Below are 22,577 nucleotides of genomic sequence, written 5' to 3'. Positions count from 1 at the left end.
AAGTAGATTGATATCTTTCTAAACACTCTTGAAATACGTAGCTTTGAGAAATAAAATTCAGATAAAATGAAGTATCAAGCTATAGACAGTCAGTTATTCATAAAAAACCGAAAGAACTTTGCCTCCAAAATGAAATCCAACAGTTTGGCAGTGTTCAATTCCAATGATATTTATCCCATTAGTGCCGATAGTACGATGCCATTTCAGCAACATCGAGACATCTTTTATTTAAGTGGTGTTGATCAGGAAGAAAGTGTCTTGGTCATATTTCCAGATTGTCCCAAAGCTAATCATCGTGAAATTTTATTTTTAAAAGAAACTAACGATCATATAGCTGTTTGGGAAGGTGAAAAACTGACCAAAGAGGCTGCATTGAAGACTAGTGGCATTAAAACCGTGTATTGGCTTCAGGATATGGAAAAAATTCTATTTGAACTCATGACACAATGTGATACGGTTTATATTAATACCAATGAACATTATCGGGCGAATGTTGAAACAGAAACTCGTGAAGACCGCTTTACAAAATGGCTCAAAGAACGTTATCCTGCACATCAGGTTGCAAAAAGCAATCCTATTTTACAACGATTACGATCTGTTAAAGACCCAATTGAAATTGACTTGATGCAAAAAGCCTGCAACATTACTGAAAAAGGTATACGCAGATTACTAAACTTCATAAAACCTGGTGTCTGGGAATACGAAATTGAAGCCGAACTCATGCATAAGTTTTTAAGAAATCGTTCTAAAGGTTTTGCTTACACGCCAATTGTAGCTTCAGGGAACAATGCTAATGTGCTTCATTACATACAAAACAATCAACAATGTCAAGCTGGTGAATTAATATTATTAGATGTTGGAGCCGAATATGCTAATTACTCCAGCGATTTGACACGTACCATTCCTGTTTCAGGAAATTACACTGAAAGACAAAAAGCTGTTTACAATGCTGTAAATCGAGTCAAAAAGGAGGCGACTAAAATGTTGGTTCCTGGGACACTTTGGGCAGATTATCATGTTGAAGTTGGTAAATTAATGACCTCTGAATTATTAGGATTGGGCTTATTGGATAAAGCCGATGTTCAGAACGAAAATCCCGATTGGCCTGCCTATAAAAAATACTTTATGCATGGTACCAGCCATCACATTGGTTTGGATACTCACGATTACGGTATTTTAACGGAACCTATGCAAGCCAATATGGTCTTTACGGTTGAACCTGGTATTTATATTCCCGATGAAGGTTTTGGCATTCGATTAGAAGATGATGTCGTTATCCAGGAAAGTGGCGAACCATTCAATTTAATGGCTAATATTCCAATAGAAGCCGATGAAATTGAAGAGATTATGAATTCTTAAAAGAATATTGCAAATATATTAAGCCTCATTAATTTGAAATTAATGGGGCTTTATTTTTGCTAATTAAATTCACCAAAACAAACGTCAGTATTGCCGGTAAAACCCAACCTAGATTTTCATTAGCCAATGGGATTAGACTTTTTATTTTATCGAGCGTTGCTGACTCAATTAAAAATCCTAAAAAATCGGGAATACTAAATATGAACGTGACAAAGACTACAGCTTGAAATACAAGTTTAGAAGCCAATCGTTCGGGAATAACATTCAATACAATTAAAATAATTGAAATAGGGTAAATAAACATGAGTGCAGGTAAAGCAATATCAATAATGAATTTCACATTCATCTGGCCAACCAATATCCCTAAAGCGCATGATATGACTGTCGCTATTAGATAAACTGTTCGTGATTCATTAAACAACCCTTTGAAAAAGTCTGCTGTACCAACTACAATTGAAACAGCAGTCGTAAAACAAGCCAAAGACACTAAAACACTTAGTGAAATATTACCATAGTTACCCAAAGTTTTTATTGCTAAACCCGAAAGTAATTCTGACCGAGAAATTGACGAATCAAATGTTCCATTAAAATTTGCTCCAATAAATATCAAACCTATGTATATGATTAACAGACCTGTCATCGCAATGAGACCAGAACGAGCAATAACCCTTTTCTTTTCTTCAACCGAACTATACCCATGCATATTCAATGAAATAACAACTATTCCTCCAGTAAGTAGACCAGCAATGGCATCATAAGTTTGATATCCCTCAAAAAACCCGCTCAACATTGGAGTACTGTAGATTGTTGGCTTCATGTCTTCTGATAAAGAAAAAGTTCCGATGAAAATGATCCCCAAAAGTATTAACACAATTAATGGTGTCAAGTATTTTCCCAATAAGTCAAGTATTCTACCTCTATTAATTACAAAAACAAAAACTAAAAGAAAGTATATGGTACTTGTTAGAATTGATGACGTACCAAAAAAAGGCGCTATGGCCATTTCATGAGTTACAGCAGCAGTTCTCGGGCAGGGTAAGGCAACAGCAATTAAATAAACACATGAACAAAAAATCAAACTAAAAACAGTTGATACCTTATTCCCAAAATCCATCATAGTACCTTGCAATTTGGCATGTCCTAATAGTGCTAAAAAGGGTATGAGTGTCGCTGAAATTACAAACCCTGTAGCAACCAACCACCAGTCAGATCCTGAATTAAACCCTAATTGAGGTGGTAAAATCAGATTTCCTGCTCCAAAAAAACAGGCGAATATAGCAAACCCAATTATGAAAATGGTTTTCTTATTATTCATTTCATAAATTATCTTTGCACAAGATAGTTTATTTATGATTTTAGATTACAAAGGAATATCGGTTTTTTACACGGATGAAGGTACTGGAATACCTGTAGTTTTCTTACATGGTTTTTTAGAAAATACTGCTATGTGGAAAAACATAATACCACACCTATCCAAAAATAATCGCGTAGTCGCCATAGATCTTTTAGGTCATGGACAAACAGGTTGTTTGGGTTATATTCATACAATGGAAGATATGGCTGAAGTGGTTAATACCGTTTTAGTTAACTTGAAAATTGAAAAAGCCATTCTAATTGGTCATTCAATGGGAGGTTACGTTGCCTTGGCTATGGCAGAAAAATTCCCGGAAAAAGTTTTAGGATTATGCCTGGCAAATTCAACTTCGCAAGCTGATAGTAATGAACGGAAAATTAATAGAGATCGAGCTATTAAAGCAGTCAAACAAAATTATAAAGCATTTGTAAGCATGGCCGTTACCAATTTGTTTGCCGAAAACAACCGTGAAAAGCTTAAGAGTGCCATTGGGATAGTTAAGCAAGAAGCCTTAAAAACACCGCTCCAAGGTATTATTGCTGCTTTGGAGGGCATGAAAATCAGAAAAAACAGGGGACATGTTCTAAAAAATGCCCAACTCAAAAAATTATTTATCATCGGGCTCAAGGACACTGTAATTCAGCCAGATATTATTAGAAAGGAAGCAGAAAAAACCGATTCTCAATACATAGAATTTGATGGTGGACACATGAGTTATATTGAAAATGAAAAACTTTTCTTACAAAATATTATGCATTTCATCGAATTAATATAACTTTTGTCGATATTTTTATTTTTTTTGCTAGCTTTATGGCTCCAAATCAAATACTTATGAAAACAGCTACCAGAAAACCAGCCTTATTGCCGAGATTGTACTGTTCAGTTTTTGGTCATGACTTTGAAGTATCAAGAAAAGTCACTAGTCATGTTAAAGAGTACACCTGCTCTCATTGCAAAAAAGAACTGACTACGAACGGCAATGGAAATTTAACGGTCTTAACTCCTAAATATCGTGAGATCAATTCTATTTTAGAGCAAATGTACACCAGAAGATTAATGCGATTGCAAAACAGACAATTCTTAAATTCAGATTTAAGAATTCCCGCCTAATCTTCAAAACTTTTCCAGCCTTGAGCTTTCAAAGGAATTCGTGTATCAGCACGAGTAACTAAATGGATGCCTGCACTTGATTCTTTGATATGCCCAATAATGCTAAAATTAGGATTTGCCTTTATTTTAGGATAATCATATTGTGAAATTGTAAACAATAATTCATAATCTTCTCCACCATTCAGTGCTACCGTAGTACTATCAATATTAAATTCTTCACATGTGGAAATAACTTGTGGATCCAATGGAATTTTATTTTCGTATACATCACACCCAACACCACTTTGTTTACAGATATGTAAAATCTCGGAAGACAAACCATCACTTATATCAATCATAGATGTAGGTTTAACCTCTAAATCTTTCAACAACGTCACCATATCTTTTCTTGATTCTGGTTTTAACTGTCTTTCAACAATATAAGTATAAGGTTCTAAATCAGGTTGATTATTAGGGTTGACTTTAAAAACCTCTTTCTCTCGTTCCAAAACTTGAAGCCCCATGTAAGCAGCGCCTAAATCTCCAGTTATAACTAATAAATCGTTTGGTTTTGCCCCACTTCTTAATACCTCATCTCCCTTTTCAACCTCTCCAATAGCCGTAACCGAAATAATTAATCCCGATGTTGAAGAAGTCGTATCGCCCCCAACTACGTCAACATTATAAATTTGAGATGCGGTTTCAATTCCTGCGTATAATTCCTCTAGGGCTTCTAATGGGAACCTATTTGATACCGCAAAAGACACCGTTACTTGCGTGGCCATGGCATTCATGGCGTAGATATCAGATAAATTGACCATGATAGCTTTGTAACCTAAATGTTTTAAGGGCATATAGCTCAAATCGAAATGCACGCCTTCAACCAATAAATCTGTCGATACAACAACTTGCTTTTTATCAAAATTTAAAATGGCTGCATCATCTCCAATTCCTTTTACTGATGATTTTTGAGTAATCTTAAAATTTTTGGTTAAATGATCTATTAAGCCAAATTCTCCAATATCACTTAATGATGTTCGCTGTTGATTTTTATCTTCTATCATGCTGCAAAAATAAGAAGCTTAAAATTATATTTTGGATATTGTTAAACTTAAATGTTGGACATTAGCCATTTACAATGTCATTTTAACATAAAAAAATCAAAAAAAGGCCTATAATCTCTATTATTCTGTTAATTTTGTTGGGCTTATTTAATCACACTTAACCTGATGTTTAAAAAATTAAAAACAATAACCTCAATTATTGTTTGCATAAGTTACGGATTTGGTCAGACGCCATGTGAAAGTGGTTTTGCTTCAGTTTCTGGAGGGGATTCTTTTCCGTGTAGTGATTATGATTTAATGTCCCATATTCCAATTTCTGTGCTTGCCAATACTCAAGGGAATCCTGAAGGCAGTGATGCTTGGGGCTGGACTGACCCATTAAACGGCAAAGAATATGCCATAGTTGCAACCACAAACAGTACCGCATTTGTTGATATTAGCAATGCTGTTAATCCTATTTTTCTTGGAAGATTGGACACCAATACCTCAACAAGCTTTTGGAGAGATGTAAAGGTTTATAACAACTATGCTTTTATAATTGCCGATAATGTGGGTGCTCATGGTATGCAAATTTTTGATCTAACCATTTTAAGAGATGGCATTGACAGCGATTTAACTTTTGAAGAAACTGAATATCCTGATAGAATAAAGACTTATTCTGGGGATGGCGCAGGAATACAAATTGGAAGTTGCCACAATATTATTATCAATGAAAGCGAAGCTGTTGCCTACCTCGTAGGATGTAATTCAGCGAATGGAGGTGGACCGATCTTTATTGATATTTCGGACCCAATTTTCCCTACAACAATAGATAATTATACAGATAGCGGTTACACTCATGATGCCCAAGTTGTCACTTACAATGGTCCTGATTCTAACCCAGACCCTAACACCACAAGTATTCCCTCCTATATTGGAAGAGAAATACTGGTAGCCAGTAATGGTACTTTTACTGATAATGATAAATTGGTTTTTTTAGACGTAACCGACAAAAATAATGTGGTGAAAATTTCAGAAGTAACTTATCCGCAACCTGGTTATGCCCATCAAGGCTGGTTTACCGATGATCATCGCTATTTTATTATGGGTGATGAAACAGACGAACAGTCGTTTGGCATGAATACGCGCACCTTGGTTTTTGATGTTCAGGATTTGGATAACCCCGTTTTGTCTTCGACCTATTTTGGATCATCTACTGCTATTGACCATAACGGTTATGTTAAAGATAATAGGTTCTACTTGGCAAATTACAGAGGAGGATTACGGGTTTTGGACATTTCAAATATTGCTTCAGACTCGAATCCTATGACTGAAATAGGTTATTTTGACACTCACCCTGAAAATGACAATACTGGTTATGATGGCGCCTGGAGTGTTTACCCATATTTTGAAAGTGGAAATATTATCATAAGTGACATAGATCGTGGGCTGTTTGTTGTTAGGAAAAGTGGCACGTTGGGAATTGATAAATCTTATTTAGAAAACGCGTTTTCATTATCGCCAAATCCTGCCCAAGCATCGACTATTGTTTCAGCGCCAAGAGGCGAAGTTATCCATACACTAGAAATCCATAACATTCTAGGCAAAAAGGTGTTTGAAAAACATAATATCAATCTCAATAAATTCGTTATACCAACAACATCTTATGAAAAAGGTATTTATCTAATTAGAATAAATTCAACAATAACAAAAAAATTATTGCTCAAATAAATAGCTATGAAAAATGAACCAAGGATTTCATTAAAAATCCTATCCCTTTACTTATTTATTATTGGTTTAATTGTGTTTCAGAGTTGTAATGACGAACCGGTTGATCCAATAGTAATCGTAGACTCTGATAATGACGGTATCCCTGATGCTCAAGACAATTGCCCTTCAATTTCAAACCCTAACCAAAGTGATATTGATAATGATGGGATAGGCGACAGCTGTGACACTACAAATGATTTAGATACTGATAATGATGGAATTCCAGATGATGAAGATAATTGTCCTCTAATTCCAAATCCCGATCAACTTGATGATGATGGTGATGGTATTGGTAATGTCTGCCAGGACAATCCTGATTTAACCCCGATGTTCCCTTGTGTAGATGGAATGGCTGGACCATATCCTTGCGATGGTTATGACTTAATGGGACACATCCCTGTTTCGGTTCTTGCCAATGATATGGGAAATCCTGAAGGAAGTGATATTTGGGGATGGACTGACCCCACTAATGGAAAAGAGTATGCTTTGGTTGCTATGACAAACAGTACAGCTTTTGTAGATGTTTCAGATCCAACCAATCCTATCTTTTTAGGAAGATTGGATACTGCGACGGGCACCAGTTATTGGAGGGATGTTAAAGTTTACAACAATTATGCTTTTATCGTTGCTGATAATGTTGGCGCGCATGGTATGCAAGTTTTTGATTTAACACGATTACGAAATGTTACCAATCCTCCCGAAAACTTCACATCAGATGCTTTATATTCAGGCTTTGGAAGCGCCCACAATATTGTTATCAATGAAAATTCCGGATATGCCTATGCGGTTGGGACCAGCAGAGGCGGAACCTTTGGAGGCGGCCCATTGTTTATCAATATTCAAAATCCATTAAATCCTGTTGGAGAAGGCGGTTTCTTTGGTTATTCACATGATGCCCAAGTTGTAACCTACATTGGACCTGATTCTGACTATGCGGGAAGGGAAATTATTATTGGCAGTAATGAAAATGAAGTCGTCATTGCTGATATTACTGATAAAGCAAACCCTGTTGAAATTGCAACCATTAGTTATAACAACGTTGGCTATACACACCAAGGATGGTTTACGGAAGATATGCGCTATTTTATTTTAGGAGATGAAACAGATGAGTTGGGATTCGGAAATAACACACGAACCATCGTTTTTGATTTCACAGATTTAGATAACCCCATTTTTAAAATGGAATATATTGGTCCTTCAGGAGCCATAGACCATAATGGATATGTAAGAGGTAATTCATATTATCTAGCCAATTACACTGCTGGGCTACGTGTTATTGATATTTCTAGAGTAGACGGGAATTCTATGAATGAAGTTGCCTATTTTGACACCCATCCTGAAAATAACAACACTAGTTTCAATGGCGCCTGGAGTGTATATCCTTATTTCCAAAGTGGTAATATTATTATTAGTGATATTGAAAGGGGACTTTTTATTGTTCGACCAACTGATTAATTAAAAATTATGACGTTCCGTGTTTTCTATTTATTGTTGCCGCTGTTATTAATATCTTCTTGTTCTAAAGATGATGAAGGTCAAGTAATTATTCCTGAACCCAATCTTCAATTGGCAATAACGTATGGGGGATCAAAGAATGAAAGCGCTCAATCGATTGCCAAAACTAATGATGGAGGTTATGTTATTTTAGGTTATTCCCAAAGTGCTGATGGTGATATTACTGATAAAAACAATGAAAGTTTTGACTATTGGGTCTTAAAATTTGACAGTGAACATACTTTACAGTGGTCAAAGACCTATGGTGGTACTGATGATGACCGAGGCAACACTATCATCCAAACGCAAGATGGTGGCTATGCTGTTTTGGGTTATACATCGAGTAGTGATTTAGATGTAACTGAAAATGCGGGTGCACAGGATTACTGGATCGCGAAACTAAATTTCAATGGAGACCTAATATGGCAAAAATCCTATGGTTATGCAGGTTCTGATATTGGTTTCACCTTACTGCAATCCAATGAAGGAGGCTACTTAATTACAGGTGTTTTGGATGTAACTGCATCTGGAGGTGAAGGCAATACGAGAGTTTCAAGTGCTAGACATGCTGGTGGTGATTATTGGGCCATAAAATTAGACGCCAATGGAAATAAAGAATGGAGTAAATATTATGGTGGTAGTTTTACAGATACACCATATGATGCCATTCAAACTTCAGACAATGGATATATACTTGTAGGATCTTCAGATAGCGATGATGTTGATATTTCCGGCAACTTGGGAACATATGATTTTTGGATAATCAAAATATCAGATACTGGAACACTAATATGGGAACAATCCTTTGGCGGTTCTGAAATTGACGAGGCAAGAGCCATTGCGCATTCAGGTGATGGCAATTTTTTAATTGTTGGAGATACCAGGAGTAGTGATCAAAATGTATCCCATAATAATGGAGCTGCTGATTTGTGGGTCATAAAAATGTCCCCAGATGGTAATCTGATTTGGGAAAAGAACTTTGGAGGTTCCAGTTTTGATGTTGGTCGATCCATTCAAAAAATAAATTCTAATTTTATTATTTCAGGAAGCTCAAGAAGTGCAGATGGAGACGTTACAAACAATAACGGTCAAAATGATTCTTGGGTAATGAAAATTAATGGCAGTGGTGATTTACTATGGCAAAAAACGGTGGGTGGATCTGAAATTGACTTTTGCTATGATGCCACTGAAATAGATAATACGGTTATTGCTGTTGGAGAATCTAGTAGTTCTGATGGCGATATAGAAGAAAATAAAGGATTTACCGATTTATTAATAGTTAAGACAAAATAGAATCATGAAAAAGATATTTCCCTTGATTGTCATGTTTCTGCTTATTTTAAATTGCAGCGAAGACAAAGATGACAATTTATCACTAGTTAACATGTCCAATGTGAGTTTTAGTTTTACTCATGATTGGGATGGAACAGTAATTAACAGTTCCAATTTGCAGACTGAAATAGTTACCAATGAACATGGTGAGGAGATTAGCATGACAAGAATCCGGTATTTGATATCTCGATTTGAACTTGTAAATGAAAACGGTGATAGTTACTTATTTGACGGTTATAAATTCACTGATTTGGAAGACGAAACGACTTATAATTTCACACCCACAAACAATAGTATTCCAATTGGGAATTATACCTTAAGATTTATCTGGGGGTTTAATGAAACAGATAATATAGACGGTGCTTATTTAGATCTCAATAGTGCTTCTTGGAATTGGCCAGCTATGTTGGGAGGTGGATATCATTTTTTACAATTTGATGGCATGTATAATGTAGATACAACAGCACCTTCTCCATTTAATTATCATAATGGAACCGCACGTGTGAGTGATGGTGTTTTTGAACAAAATTTTGCGTTAATTCAACTTTCCACACCAATTACCATTGTAAACAATGCCAATATTGAGGTTAAAATGAATATTTCAGAATTTTTCAAAAATCCGAACACTTGGGATTTGAACGTGTTAGATACACCTTTGATGCCTAATTATGATGCACAAAAAATGATGCAGGAAAATGTACTTAGTGTGTTTTCAATTGGAAATATAACCCATTAATTTTGAAGTTACTTGATAAACATATAATTGTCGCGCTCGCATTTTTAGCCACTGCATGTGGAAAGGATGATGATACTGCAGGATATGTGAATCAACCAACCCCAGCTCCTCTTGATATTCCTCAAATTTTTTCAGATAACATTCTGAATCCTGTGATCCCATCAGACAACCCACAAACTATTGAGGGGATTGCATTAGGGAAAAAATTATTTTTTGACCCTATTCTTTCTGCTAACAATACCCAAGCATGTGCAGGTTGTCATAGACCGCAAAATGCTTTTACTGATATTCCCAGATTTAGCGTTGGTATAGATGGTATTCCTGGAGTTAGGAACTCTATGCCATTATTTAATTTGGCTTGGAATTATGATGAACTATTCTTTTGGGATGGTCGGGAATTTAGTTTAGAACACCAGGCATTGGAACCAGTAACCAATCCTATTGAAATGCATAATACTTGGGAAGTTGTTGTTCAGCGTTTACAAGAACATCCTGAATATCCTTCGATGTTCAACAGTGCTTTTGGAAATGGTTCAATAACTAAAGAAAAAGCAACGAAAGCCATAGCTCAATTTGAACGAACACTTATTTCGGCAAATTCTAAATTCGACAGATACCTCCTTGGTTTAACCGAGCTGACTCCTGCAGAAGAAAATGGGCTCAATGTATTCATGGATGAAAATCGAGGCGATTGTTTTCACTGCCATGGAAACCCAAATAATCCATTATGGACTGACAATCAATTTCATAACAATGGTTTGGATGCCACATTTGCTGATTTAGGTTTAGGAGAAGTGACTGGTGATCCTGCCGACAATGGTAAGTTCCGTTCCCCTTCACTTCGAAATTTAGCTTTTACAGCGCCTTACATGCATGATGGCCGTTTTAGCACACTGGATGAGGTTATTAATCATTACAGTGAAGGATTACAAGATTCCCCAACCATTGATCCTCTAATTAAAAAAGTAGATGAGGGTGGTGTCCATTTGACAGATCAGGACAAAGCTGACTTAAAAGCATTTTTGCTATCACTTTCTGACCCATCATTTATCAACAATCCAGACTTTCAAAATTAATAGCAAAAAGCTATCAAACCATTTGATAATATAATGTTAGGTTATATGGTAATCCATGACTTAAATCGTATATTTGCACTCTATTTAGATAAATTCTAATTAAAGAAAATGATAAAAGTATCTGAAACAGCTAAAAACAAGGTCATTCAGTTGATGACCGAGGATGGATTTAATGCTGCTACCGATTATATTCGAGTAGGCGTTAAAAGTGGCGGTTGTTCTGGTTTATCTTATGATCTCAAGTTTGATAAAGCACAACAAGAAGGCGATAAAGTTTTTGAAGATAACGGCGTTAAAATTATTGTTGACAAGAAAAGCTTTTTGTATCTAATTGGTACTACTCTGGAATATTCAGGAGGACTAAACGGAACTGGTTTTGTATTCAACAATCCAAACGCTAATCGTACTTGTGGTTGTGGCGAATCGTTTTCATTATAATATTTGAAAAGAAATTATGTCGAAGTATACCGAAGATGATTTAAGGGAAGAATTAAAAACCAAGGAATACGAATATGGTTTTTACACAGACATACAGTCTGAAACATTCCCAGTAGGGCTAAATGAGGATATTGTTCGCGCTATTTCCAAAAAGAAAGAAGAGCCGGAATGGATGACTGAATGGCGGCTTGAATCTTTTAAAATATGGAAAGAAATGGTTGAGCCTGAATGGGCTAATGTTCATTATCAAAAACCAGATTTTCAAGCTATTTCTTACTATTCTGCTCCAAACAGTAAACCAAAATATGATAGTTTAGATGAGGTAGATCCGGAGCTTTTGGCCACTTTTGACAAGTTGGGTATTTCATTGGATGAGCAAAAGAAATTAGCTGGAGTTGCTATGGATGTTGTGGTTGATTCGGTTTCAGTCGCTACGACATTTAAAAAGACACTTGCTGAAAAAGGCATCATTTTTATGAGTATCTCAGAAGCTATCAAGGAGCATCCTGAATTAGTGAAAAAATATATTGGTACGGTGGTTCCTCAAAAAGACAACTTTTACGCAGCTCTCAATTCTGCTGTATTTAGTGATGGTTCTTTTTGCTACATTCCAAAAGGGGTTAGATGCCCCATGGAATTATCTACTTACTTCAGAATTAACCAAGCTGGGACAGGTCAATTTGAAAGAACATTAGTTATCGCTGATGAGGGAAGTTATGTGAGCTATTTAGAAGGCTGTACAGCTCCTATGCGCGATGAGAATCAGTTGCACGCAGCTGTAGTTGAATTAATTGCGTTGGATGATGCTGAAATAAAATACTCTACGGTTCAAAATTGGTATCCAGGAAATGCGGAAGGTAAAGGTGGTGTTTACAACTTTGTAACTAAACGTGGATTGTGCGAAAAAAACGCCAAAATTTCTTGGACCCAAGTCGAAACGGGATCTGCTGTTACATGGAAATATCCAAGCTGTGTGTTGAAAGGCGACAATTCCGTAGGTGAATTTTATTCCATTGCCGTCACAAATAATTACCAACAAGCGGACACAGGTACTAAAATGATTCATTTGGGTAATAATACCAAATCAACCATCATTTCTAAAGGTATTTCAGCAGGAAAATCTCAAAACAGTTATCGTGGTTTGGTTCAAGTGAGTTCAAGAGCCGAAAACGCTCGTAACTTTTCACAATGTGATAGTTTATTGATGGGTAATGAATGTGGTGCACACACATTCCCTTATATTGAAGCGAAGAACAAATCAGCGAAAATAGAGCACGAGGCAACAACCAGTAAGATAGGTGAAGATCAAATATTTTACTGTAACCAACGTGGTATCGATACTGAAAAAGCCATTGCATTGATAGTAAACGGGTTTAGTAAGGAAGTGCTAAACAAGCTTCCTATGGAGTTCGCTGTTGAAGCACAAAAATTATTGGAAATAAGTTTAGAAGGATCTGTAGGATAAAAATTATAAACAATGAAAAAAGTACTCTTGTTATTATTAAGTGTTATCGTTTTAAGCAACTGTAAAAACGATTCTAAAGAAGAAAACACAACGCCAGCTACTGAAAAAATCGATACGGACAGCCCAGAAAGAACTGAAAAGCAAAGTGATGGTCTTACTATGCTAAAAGGAGATTTCGTTTATTATGCCGATGCTGCTGTATTGCAAACACATCGTGAAGTGTATGCAGTAGTCATTGATGAAAAAATGCATGAACTAGATAACATGGCCAAAAAGTACAAGAATCACCCTACGGATTATGTGACAGTTGTTGTTAGGGGCAAAATAACACCAAAACCAGAAGGCGAAGAGGGCTGGCCGTACCGCGTGGAAATAAAAGAAATTGTCGATATTGCTGCTGCAGACCCAGAAAGCAATAATGTTGTAAAATTGGAATCTAAATAAACTATGTTAAAGATAAATAACCTACACGCAAGTGTTGAAGATAAAGCGATATTAAGAGGTATTAATCTAGAGGTTAAACCCGGCGAGGTACATGCAATAATGGGACCTAATGGTTCTGGAAAGAGTACATTGGCATCTGTTATCGCAGGTAAAGAGGAATATGATGTTGAAGAGGGTGAAATCCTTTTAGAAGGGGAAAATATTGATGATTTAGCGGCGGAAGAACGTGCCCATAAAGGCATCTTTTTATCGTTTCAGTATCCTGTAGAGATTCCGGGAGTTTCTGTAACCAATTTCATAAAAACGGCTATCAATGAAACTCGTAAAGCAAAGGGACTAGATGACATGCCAGCTAACGAAATGTTAAAACTGATTCGTGAAAAATCTGAATTACTCGAAATTGATAGAAAATTTTTATCACGTTCTTTAAATGAAGGCTTTTCGGGTGGTGAGAAAAAACGAAATGAGATATTTCAAATGGCCATGTTGGAACCTAAATTAGCCATACTTGATGAAACGGATTCAGGATTGGATATTGATGCCTTAAGAATTGTGGCTAATGGTGTTAATAAGCTAAAAAGCAAGGACAATGCTGTAATCGTTATTACACACTATCAGCGATTATTGGATTATATAGTCCCTGATTATGTACATGTCCTTCACAATGGTCGTATCGTAAAATCAGGCCCAAAAGAACTGGCCCACGAGTTAGAAGAAAAAGGTTACGATTGGATAAAAGAAGAAGTGAACGCTTAAATTGAGCAAATGGATTTAAAAGACAAAATAGTTTCTTCATATTTAGCTTTCGAAGATCATCTGGACGACAATTCGCCCCTTCATGATATCAGAAATGAAGCTATTAAGATTTTTGAGCAGAAGGGTTTCCCTAGTAAAAAAGAAGAGGCTTGGAAATACACATCGCTTAACAGTTTATTGAAGCACAACTACAGTTTATTTCCTAAACGAGAACAATGCGATCGAATATAAGGATATCAAGCAATATCTCATTCATGACATTGATAGCTACAAAATTATATTCATAGACGGAAAGTATTCTTCACATCTATCTGAAACGACACATGACGGTATGGATGTTTGCCTCATGTCAGCGGCGCTTTCTAAACCAAAATATCGTTTGGTCATTGAGAATTATTTCAACAAAGTTGCCACTAAAGATAGTTTAACATCATTAAACACGGCTTTTTCCAGTGAAGGAGCCTATATCAACATTCCAAAAAATAAGCTTGTTGAAAAACCCATTCAAATTGTCCATTTTTCAACTGGTAATGAAGCCGCATTAATGTTGCAGCCTAGAAATTTAATTGTTGTTGGTGAAAACTCGCATGTTCAAATAATTGAGCGTCACCAGAGTTTGACAGAAAACCCCATTTTGACTAATTCGGTAACCGAAGTTTTTGCGGCAAAACGTGCTATTGTGGATTATTACAAGGTGCAAAATGACAAGGAATCAGCTTCATTAATTGACAATACCTTTATCAATCAGAAGCAAGAAAGCCATTGCTCGGTTCATACCTTTTCATTTGGCGGTAAACTTACCCGTAATAACCTAAACTTTTTCCAAAACGGTGAACGTATCGATTCGACCTTAAAAGGGGTCACTATCATTGGGAATAAACAACATGTTGACCACAACACATTGGTTCACCATATAGAACCGAATTGTGAAAGCCATCAGGATTACAAAGGTATTTTTGGTGATAGTGCCACAGGTGTTTTTAATGGACGGGTTATAGTCAATAAAGAAGCGCAAAAAACAAATGCTTTTCAATCCAATAATAATATTTTAGTTAGTGACAAGGCTTCTATTAATACCAAACCTCAACTAGAAATTTTTGCTGACGACGTCAAGTGTTCACATGGATGCACCATTGGTCAGTTGGATGAAAGTGCTATGTTTTATTTGCGTTCAAGAGGTATTCCAGAAAAAGAAGCTAAAGCCTTATTGATGTATGCATTTAGTAACAATGTCTTAAGCTCCGTTAAGATTCCTGAAATCAAGCAACGTATTACCAAAATTATTGCCAACAAATTGGGTGTCAATATTGGGTTTGATTTATAATGTATGTTTAATTTAGAGCGTATTCGTAAAGACTTTCCCATACTTTCAAGAAAAGTAAATGGTAAACCTTTGGTCTATTTAGACAATGCAGCCACTTCTCAAACACCACAACAAGTTATTGATTGTATTGTAGATTATTATTCAAACTACAATGCCAATATTCACCGAGGCGTTCATACCTTAAGTCAAGAGGCTACGGACAAATACGAAGCGGCAAGACAAACCATCCAAAAGCATTTCAATGCCAAAAAAACACATGAAATTATTTTCACTTCAGGGACAACTCACGGCATCAATTTAGTGGCTAATGGATTTTCTTCATTATTAAAATCTGGGGATGAAATTATTGTATCGGCTTTAGAACATCACAGTAATATTGTGCCATGGCAAATGCTTTGCGATAGAACTGGAGCTGTTCTAAAAGTGATTCCAATGAATGAAGAAGGTGAACTGGTAATGTCTGAATATAACAGCCTTCTTTCATCAAAGACAAAATTGGTTTTTGTAAACCATATTTCCAATGCTTTGGGAACCATAAATCCTATTGAAGAAATTCTTGAAAAAGCCCATCAAGTAGGCGCTGCTGTATTAGTTGATGGTGCCCAAGCATGTCCACATATAAAACCTGATCTTGACGCTTTGGATGTTGATTTTTATGTAGCTTCTGCCCATAAAATGTGCGGTCCAACTGGAGTAGGTATCTTGTATGGAAAAGAAGCATGGTTAAACAAATTACCACCTTATCAAGGTGGTGGTGAAATGATTGCTGAAGTCACCTTTGAGAAAACCACTTATGCCGATTTACCACATAAATTTGAGGCCGGAACACCCAATATTTGTGGTGGTATTGCCTTTGGTGCTGCTATAGACTATATGAACAGCATTGGTTTTAACAACATTGCTAACTATGAACAAGAGTTGTTAGAATATGCCACACAAAAACTTTTGCAAATCAATGGTTTAAAAATCTACGGAACTTCCAAGCATAAAACATCGGTTATTTCTTTTAATCTTGAAGGAATACACCCATATGATGTAGGAACCATTTTAGATAAAATGGGTATTGCTGTTCGTACAGGTCATCATTGTGCACAACCCATTATGGACTATTATAAAATTCCAGGGACTGTTAGAGCTTCTTTTGCATTTTACAATACCAAATCTGAAGTTGATAGTTTGGTTGAAGGTGTCAAAAAAGCTCAAATGATGCTTTCATAAATCTAACTTTTTGACAATCATTTTATTAACACCCATTGGGTGTTTTTTTATGTTAAAAAGCACGTGTGCAGTTTGTCGAAAACTTTAATAATTTTTTGTCACTTTAGTTTTTTTTCTCACAATTAATTATATATTCGGCAAGATTTTAAACCAAATTTTACATTATTATGAAAAAAACACTTTTGGGTATGGCTGCTCTAGCTCTACTATTTGCATCATGTAATGATGATCAAGAAACCATCCAAAACAATGACCAATCAAAAATTGATATGAGTGATTTCTACGTCTATACAAACGCTGACATTGACGAAGCCGCAAGGATAGCTGAAGGCAAATCAAAATCCTGTTATTCTATGGTAAATCTAAACAGATTATTAAATGAAAATCCAGATTTAGAACAAACCATGTTTGATATTGAGTATCAAACCAGAAAATCCATTGCAGCTAAAAAACCGGATGGTGCCGGTAATGGCAATGGAAATGGCGGTGGAAATGATGGTGGTGGAGATCCAGATCCAAACTTTACAGACCCGGTAACTATTCCAGTAGTGGTAAATATCATTGAACAGTTTTCAGGGCAAGTGAGCACCCAGCAAATCAATTCTCAAATTGCCATCCTGAATGAGGATTATAATGATAATAATCCAAATACTAATGGCGTACCTGCAGAATTTGCCGGTGATGTTGCCGATTGCGGCATATCGTTTACATTGGCTCAGGTTAACAGAGTAGTGAACACCCGTTCTTCATGGGGAACCAATGATGCCATGAAAGACAGTGGTCAAGGTGGTATTGATGTTACTGATCCTTCTACATACTTAAATATTTGGGTATGTGAAATAGGTGGTGGTATTTTAGGTTATGCTCAATTCCCTGGTGGACCAAGCGCTACTGATGGTGTTGTAATAGGAACTGATTATTTTGGTAATAATGCAGCCGGTGGTGTTTATGGAGACGGAAGAACTGGTACTCATGAAGTTGGTCACTGGTTAAACTTACGTCACATCTGGGGTGATGGTCGTTGTAGACAAGATGATTTTGTAGCCGATACACCATCTTCGGATGGTCCTAACTATGGTTGCCCATCATATCCAACCGTAAATTGTCAATCTGCTGATATGACGATGAATTATATGGATTATGTGTACGATGATTGTATGTATATGTTTACAAATGGTCAAAATGCGCGTATGAGAGCGTTGTTTGAAGCTGGTGGAGCTAGGGCTTCTTTAGCTGGAAACTAAAATTAATCCGACATAAAATTTAAGAGACGCCAACTTTGGCGTCTTTTTTGTATTATTATGTTAAGAGACAAATAACATATTATGAAATATTATTCTATACTTTTAACTCTAATTTCCATAACTGCCTGTGGTAATTCAAAAAATGTAACGACCATGGATAAGCAATCGCAAGAAACCCTTAATGGTGCATTTTCAATCAATCGAATGAATGGTTCTCTGATATCATTAACAGACTTAACTATTACTTTTAATGATAGCTTAAAAACCATATCAGGATATTCTGGTTGTAATCGTTTTTCAGGGAGCTATGATACCGAAGGGAACATGCTTAAAATAGGTCCACTGGCTTCAACAAAAATGGCTTGTTCAAACGATAGAAATAGGGTTGAAACAGAGTTTTTAAGACTTTTAGGTCTTGTTAATTCATTCGAAAATTCAAATGGTCAACTCCTCCTAAAAACTAATAACACGGAAGTTTTTATGGCATTACCTATAGAGCATAATATGTTGATTACTTATCAAGCGGCAACACGCGGATTTTTTGAAAAGATTTGGATAAACCAGAAAACCATAAACTATTCAAACGACTATAATCTTAACAACATAAATCAAGTCAATTGTCCATCAAAAGAATGGGATGATTTAATCAATTTAGTTCAAAAAATTAATGTTGCCATGTTACCTGACCTTGAAGCCCCAACGAAAACCAATCAATATGATGCTGCTCCTGGAGCTACTTTGGAAATTGAACTGCAAGGTAAAGTATATAAAACGGCTGTTTTTGATCATGGAAATCCACCAAAATCAATAGAAGATATCGTCAACAAAGTTTTATCTATGAAGAAGTTGGTAGAGAAAGGATAGTTATATGTATTTTTGCATAAAATAAAGCTCATGACAATCCAAGAAATACAAAATGATATCATTGATGAATTTTCAATGTTTGAAGACTGGGAAGAACGCTATCAATACATGATTGACTTGGGAAAAACATTGCCACTTATTGATGAGCAATACAAAACTGAAGATTACATTATCAAAGGATGCCAAAGTAAGGTTTGGGTTCATGCTGATTTGGATGGCGACAAAGTTATTTTTACAGCCGATAGTGATGCTATAATTACTAAAGGTATCATCGCTATTCTGATAAGAGTATTCTCTAATCAACATCCAAATGATATCATTGAAGCCAATATGGATTTCATTGATAAAATTGGGCTAAAAGAGCATTTATCACCAACGCGAGCCAATGGGTTAGTCAGCATGATAAAGCAATTAAAAATGTATGCCATAGCATATCAAACGCAATTAAATTAAAATGGAAACCACAATAGATACCAATGCATTAGGAGAAAAAATAGTTAAGGTTCTTAAAACTATTTATGACCCTGAAATACCTGTTGATATATACGAATTAGGACTTATTTATGATGTTTTTGTCAATGAGGATTACGATGTCAAAATACTAATGACCCTAACAACACCTAATTGTCCAGTTGCTGAAACCTTGCCAATGGAAGTTGAGGAAAAAGTAAAGTCCTTAAATGACGTAAAATCTGCTGAAGTAGAAATTACTTTTGATCCACCATGGAGTCAGGATTTAATGAGTGAAGAAGCCAAATTAGAACTCGGTATGCTTTAAGCTTATGTCAGACGAAATTATAAATCGTGTAGCCAACAGTCAATTAATCACGTTAGATTTAGAAGATTACTACCCAGAAGGTGAGCGCGTACTCTTTGATATTAAAGACTGGTTGTTTGAAGAAATTGTTCTTAAGGAAAACGATTTTCGTCTTCACGTTAGTCAACATAATTGGTCACAATATCAAGATAAATACGTTGCCATATCATGTTCGTCTGATGCCATTGTACCTGCATGGGCTTTCATGTTAGTTTCCATTGCACTGGAGCCTTATACTAAATATAATATTATCGGGAATTTGGAAGATTTGGAAACAGCACTTTATCATAGCATTATTGCCAACTTAGATATTTCGAACTTTTCTAACAAGCCCATTATAATCAAAGGTTGTTCTAAAAAACCAGTACCTCTCAAAGCTTACAGTATGATTACCAACAAACTAAAACCTGTTGCAAAATCAATTATGTTTGGTGAAGCTTGCTCAAATGTACCTTTATTTAAAAGAAAGTAGTATTTTTGTTCCGTTATTAATCTAATTATAGACACACTATAATTAATCCATTTTTATTCTTATGAAAAAACTTTTTACATTTTGTTTAATGCTGATTGCGACAGCCTCATTTTCGCAAACCATTGAAGAATTGAAAGAAGAAAAATCAATCAAGGAAGATTCTATTAAAGCCATTCAAGGTCGCGTTGATGACTTAAAAAAGCAAATAGATGAATTTCCTGGTTGGAAATTCGGTGCATTTGGTACTATTGGTGCTAGTTTTTCCGAATTTAACAATTGGTATGGCCAAGGTTCTCCAAATAACTCAGCGGGAAATATTACCATAACCGTTAACCCTTACGCCAAACTAGACCGCGAAAAATATTTTTGGTACAATGCTGGAAATATTAATTTAAGTTGGGTAAAATTTGATGACAAGGATGACCCAAATGACGACAAAGATTTTAGAGAATCTAGCGATGTCTTTAATGTAACATCTTTATTTGGTTATAAAATAGCCAAAAATTTAGCCGTGTCTACATTAGGTGAATACAGAACCACGCTTATAAACAACTTTAATGACCCTGGTTATTTAGATTTAGGTGTAGGTGTTACCTGGACACCTTTAGACGGATTGGTAGTAGTCGTTCATCCACTTAACTACAACTTTGTTTTTGCTAATAATGATGCCATTTTTGAATCTTCTTTAGGTGCTAAAATTGTGGCTAACTATGCCAAATCTTTTGGTGACTTAAAATTCAACTCCAACCTTTCAATGTTTCAAAGTTATGAGAGTTCCAACTTATCCAACTGGACTTGGATAAACTCATTGAGCTATACTATCTGGAAAGGTATTGGTCTTGGTTTCGAATTGGGCTTAAGAGACAACAAGCAAGAAGCTTTAAACTTTGCAACCAATAACTGGGATGCAACAGGAACTGAACCTGAACCAACTTTTGACAATGTTGAAAATGACCTACAGGTCTACACGACATTTGGTTTAAGTTACTCGTTTTAAAGAAGGTTAAAAAATTATATATCAAAAAAAGCACCCAATGGGTGCTTTTTTATTGTTCTTCTTCGTAATCTGGATAGAGGAAGTGATTGTATGGGAAACGAGTCACATGAATCTCTCTGACTTCGTCATACACACGTTTTTTAAAATCTTCTAAATTTTGTTTATTTAAAGCTGAAATAAACAAGGCATTATTCCCTATTTTATTCATCCATGTTTTTTTCCATTCCTGTAAACTATAGTTTGCCTTTGTGCGTTCCGACATCAAATCTGTATCATCATAGGGTTCAGCTTCATAAGCATCAATCTTATTGAAAACCATGATCGTTGGTTTATCACCACTGTCTATTTCTCCCAAAATTTTATTGACTGACTCTATGTGCTCTTCAAAATTAGGATGTGAAATATCGACTACATGCAATAGCAAATCAGCCTCACGAACTTCATCCAATGTACTTTTAAAACTTTCAACTAATTGGGTTGGTAGTTTTCTAATAAATCCAACGGTATCAGTCAATAAAAATGGTAAATTTTGAATCACAACTTTTCGTACAGTCGTATCTAACGTGGCGAATAGTTTGTTTTCAGCGAAAACTTCACTTTTACTAATGGTGTTCATTAAAGTAGATTTACCGACATTGGTATACCCAACAAGTGCCACACGGACCATTTTACCGCGATTACCTCGTTGAACAGCCATTTGCTTATCTATTGTTTTTATTTTCTCTTTAAGCAAGGCTATTTTATCACGTACTATACGTCTATCGGTTTCTATTTCGGTTTCCCCCGGACCACGCATACCGATACCTCCTTTTTGTCTTTCAAGGTGTGTCCACATACCTTTTAAACGTGGTAGTAAATACTCACATTGAGCCAACTCAACTTGGGTTCTAGCATAACTTGTTTGAGCACGTTGAGCAAAAATATCCAGAATCAAATTGGTTCTATCTAAAACTTTACAATTCAGAATCTTACTGATATTACGCTCTTGGGCAGGTGATAATTCATCATCGAAAATAGCGGTGCCGACATCATTTTCCTCAATAAACTGTTGGACATCTTGCATCTTCCCTTTTCCAATAAACGTTTTCGAATTGGGCATATCCATTTTTTGGGTAAATCTTTTAACCACTTCGCCACCAGCAGTATAGGTCAAAAATTCCAATTCATCTAAATATTCTCTAGACTTGTCTTCATCCTGTTCTCTGGTAATCACCCCTATTAAAACGGCTTTTTCTAACTCTATGTCTTTCTTTTCTATCATAAACCAAAATATAGTACAAAGTTA

Annotated in this window: 22 protein-coding genes and 1 pseudogene; 20 read left to right on the top strand and 3 right to left on the bottom strand. The window is 35.8% G+C overall.

Annotation, left to right across the window (positions count from 1 at the left end):
* Positions 1-66 precede the first annotated feature (66 nt).
* Positions 67-1,359: an aminopeptidase P N-terminal domain-containing protein gene (locus ACKXGU_RS09720; protein ID WP_463465128.1), complete on the top strand. Its 1,293-nt coding sequence runs from the start codon at positions 67-69 to the stop codon at positions 1,357-1,359.
* Between the two features lie 28 nt (positions 1,360-1,387).
* Here ACKXGU_RS09720 and brnQ read toward each other — a convergent pair whose 3' ends face one another.
* Positions 1,388-2,674: a branched-chain amino acid transport system II carrier protein gene (gene brnQ, locus ACKXGU_RS09715; RefSeq protein WP_463465127.1), complete on the bottom strand. Its 1,287-nt coding sequence runs from the start codon at positions 2,672-2,674 to the stop codon at positions 1,388-1,390.
* A 34-nt stretch (positions 2,675-2,708) separates the two neighbouring features.
* Between brnQ and ACKXGU_RS09710 the strand changes: the two genes are divergently transcribed.
* On the top strand, positions 2,709-3,488 hold the full coding sequence (locus tag ACKXGU_RS09710; protein ID WP_463465126.1) for an alpha/beta fold hydrolase: 780 nt from the start codon (positions 2,709-2,711) through the stop codon (positions 3,486-3,488).
* A gap of 56 nt (positions 3,489-3,544) precedes the next feature.
* A complete protein-coding gene (locus ACKXGU_RS09705; protein WP_463465125.1) occupies positions 3,545-3,823 on the top strand; it encodes a hypothetical protein in 279 nt (92 codons plus the stop codon).
* Here ACKXGU_RS09705 and thiL read toward each other — a convergent pair.
* On the bottom strand, positions 3,820-4,866 hold the full coding sequence (gene thiL, locus ACKXGU_RS09700; protein WP_463465124.1) for a thiamine-phosphate kinase: 1,047 nt from the start codon (positions 4,864-4,866) through the stop codon (positions 3,820-3,822). The two genes, ACKXGU_RS09705 and thiL, sit on opposite strands and share 4 nt — an antisense overlap.
* 165 nt (positions 4,867-5,031) lie before the next feature.
* Here thiL and ACKXGU_RS09695 point away from each other — a divergent pair, with 165 nt between their 5' ends.
* From ACKXGU_RS09695 to ACKXGU_RS09615, 17 genes and pseudogenes are all read left to right on the top strand, one after another.
* Positions 5,032-6,576 (top strand): choice-of-anchor B family protein, encoded by a 1,545-nt coding sequence (locus ACKXGU_RS09695; protein ID WP_463465123.1) that lies wholly within the window; start codon positions 5,032-5,034, stop codon positions 6,574-6,576.
* 6 nt (positions 6,577-6,582) lie between these two features.
* Positions 6,583-8,070: a choice-of-anchor B family protein gene (locus tag ACKXGU_RS09690; protein ID WP_463465122.1), complete on the top strand. Its 1,488-nt coding sequence runs from the start codon at positions 6,583-6,585 to the stop codon at positions 8,068-8,070.
* Between the two features lie 9 nt (positions 8,071-8,079).
* Positions 8,080-9,402, top strand: coding sequence for a hypothetical protein (locus ACKXGU_RS09685; RefSeq protein ID WP_463465121.1), 1,323 nt, complete (start codon positions 8,080-8,082; stop codon positions 9,400-9,402).
* A 4-nt stretch (positions 9,403-9,406) separates the two neighbouring features.
* The gene (locus tag ACKXGU_RS09680; RefSeq protein ID WP_463465120.1) at positions 9,407-10,177 is read left to right on the top strand and encodes an MbnP family protein; all 771 of its coding nucleotides are present in this window, start codon (positions 9,407-9,409) and stop codon (positions 10,175-10,177) included.
* A 2-nt stretch (positions 10,178-10,179) separates the two neighbouring features.
* Positions 10,180-11,253 carry a cytochrome-c peroxidase gene (locus ACKXGU_RS09675; protein ID WP_463465119.1) on the top strand — a complete coding sequence of 358 codons (1,074 nt, stop codon included), beginning with the start codon at positions 10,180-10,182 and terminating at the stop codon, positions 11,251-11,253.
* A 108-nt stretch (positions 11,254-11,361) separates the two neighbouring features.
* Positions 11,362-11,691, top strand: coding sequence for a HesB/IscA family protein (locus ACKXGU_RS09670; protein WP_463465118.1), 330 nt, complete (start codon positions 11,362-11,364; stop codon positions 11,689-11,691).
* A 16-nt stretch (positions 11,692-11,707) separates the two neighbouring features.
* A complete protein-coding gene (gene sufB / locus ACKXGU_RS09665) occupies positions 11,708-13,156 on the top strand; it encodes a Fe-S cluster assembly protein SufB (RefSeq protein ID WP_103050841.1) in 1,449 nt (482 codons plus the stop codon).
* Between the two features lie 12 nt (positions 13,157-13,168).
* On the top strand, positions 13,169-13,600 hold the full coding sequence (locus ACKXGU_RS09660) for a hypothetical protein (RefSeq protein WP_463465117.1): 432 nt from the start codon (positions 13,169-13,171) through the stop codon (positions 13,598-13,600).
* 3 nt (positions 13,601-13,603) lie between these two features.
* The gene (gene sufC / locus ACKXGU_RS09655) at positions 13,604-14,356 is read left to right on the top strand and encodes a Fe-S cluster assembly ATPase SufC (protein WP_463465116.1); all 753 of its coding nucleotides are present in this window, start codon (positions 13,604-13,606) and stop codon (positions 14,354-14,356) included.
* Positions 14,357-14,365: 9 nt separating this feature from the next.
* Positions 14,366-15,680: pseudogene (gene sufD, locus ACKXGU_RS09650) on the top strand (Fe-S cluster assembly protein SufD).
* A 3-nt stretch (positions 15,681-15,683) separates the two neighbouring features.
* On the top strand, positions 15,684-16,898 hold the full coding sequence (locus ACKXGU_RS09645) for an aminotransferase class V-fold PLP-dependent enzyme (RefSeq protein ID WP_463465115.1): 1,215 nt from the start codon (positions 15,684-15,686) through the stop codon (positions 16,896-16,898).
* A gap of 167 nt (positions 16,899-17,065) precedes the next feature.
* Positions 17,066-18,142 (top strand): zinc metalloprotease, encoded by a 1,077-nt coding sequence (locus ACKXGU_RS09640; RefSeq protein ID WP_463465114.1) that lies wholly within the window; start codon positions 17,066-17,068, stop codon positions 18,140-18,142.
* An 81-nt stretch (positions 18,143-18,223) separates the two neighbouring features.
* Positions 18,224-19,006: an META domain-containing protein gene (locus ACKXGU_RS09635; protein WP_463465113.1), complete on the top strand. Its 783-nt coding sequence runs from the start codon at positions 18,224-18,226 to the stop codon at positions 19,004-19,006.
* Positions 19,007-19,036: 30 nt separating this feature from the next.
* Entirely contained in the window at positions 19,037-19,459 is a 423-nt protein-coding gene (locus tag ACKXGU_RS09630) for a SufE family protein (RefSeq protein WP_463465112.1), read from the top strand.
* Position 19,460: 1 nt separating this feature from the next.
* Positions 19,461-19,784, top strand: coding sequence for an SUF system Fe-S cluster assembly protein (locus tag ACKXGU_RS09625; protein WP_103050833.1), 324 nt, complete (start codon positions 19,461-19,463; stop codon positions 19,782-19,784).
* Between the two features lie 4 nt (positions 19,785-19,788).
* Positions 19,789-20,295, top strand: coding sequence for a DUF2480 family protein (locus ACKXGU_RS09620; protein ID WP_463465111.1), 507 nt, complete (start codon positions 19,789-19,791; stop codon positions 20,293-20,295).
* 61 nt (positions 20,296-20,356) lie between these two features.
* The gene (locus ACKXGU_RS09615; RefSeq protein WP_463465110.1) at positions 20,357-21,292 is read left to right on the top strand and encodes a DUF3078 domain-containing protein; all 936 of its coding nucleotides are present in this window, start codon (positions 20,357-20,359) and stop codon (positions 21,290-21,292) included.
* Positions 21,293-21,341: 49 nt separating this feature from the next.
* Here ACKXGU_RS09615 and hflX read toward each other — a convergent pair whose 3' ends face one another.
* Positions 21,342-22,553, bottom strand: a complete 1,212-nt coding sequence (gene hflX, locus ACKXGU_RS09610; RefSeq protein ID WP_463465109.1) for a GTPase HflX — start codon at positions 22,551-22,553, stop codon at positions 21,342-21,344.
* Between the last annotated feature and the right edge of the window lie 24 nt (positions 22,554-22,577).

The sequence above is a fragment of the Hanstruepera sp. CR43 genome (assembly GCF_055227665.1).
The sequence above is the reverse complement of the archived record's forward strand: the minus strand, read 5'-3'. Positions and strand labels throughout refer to the sequence as shown.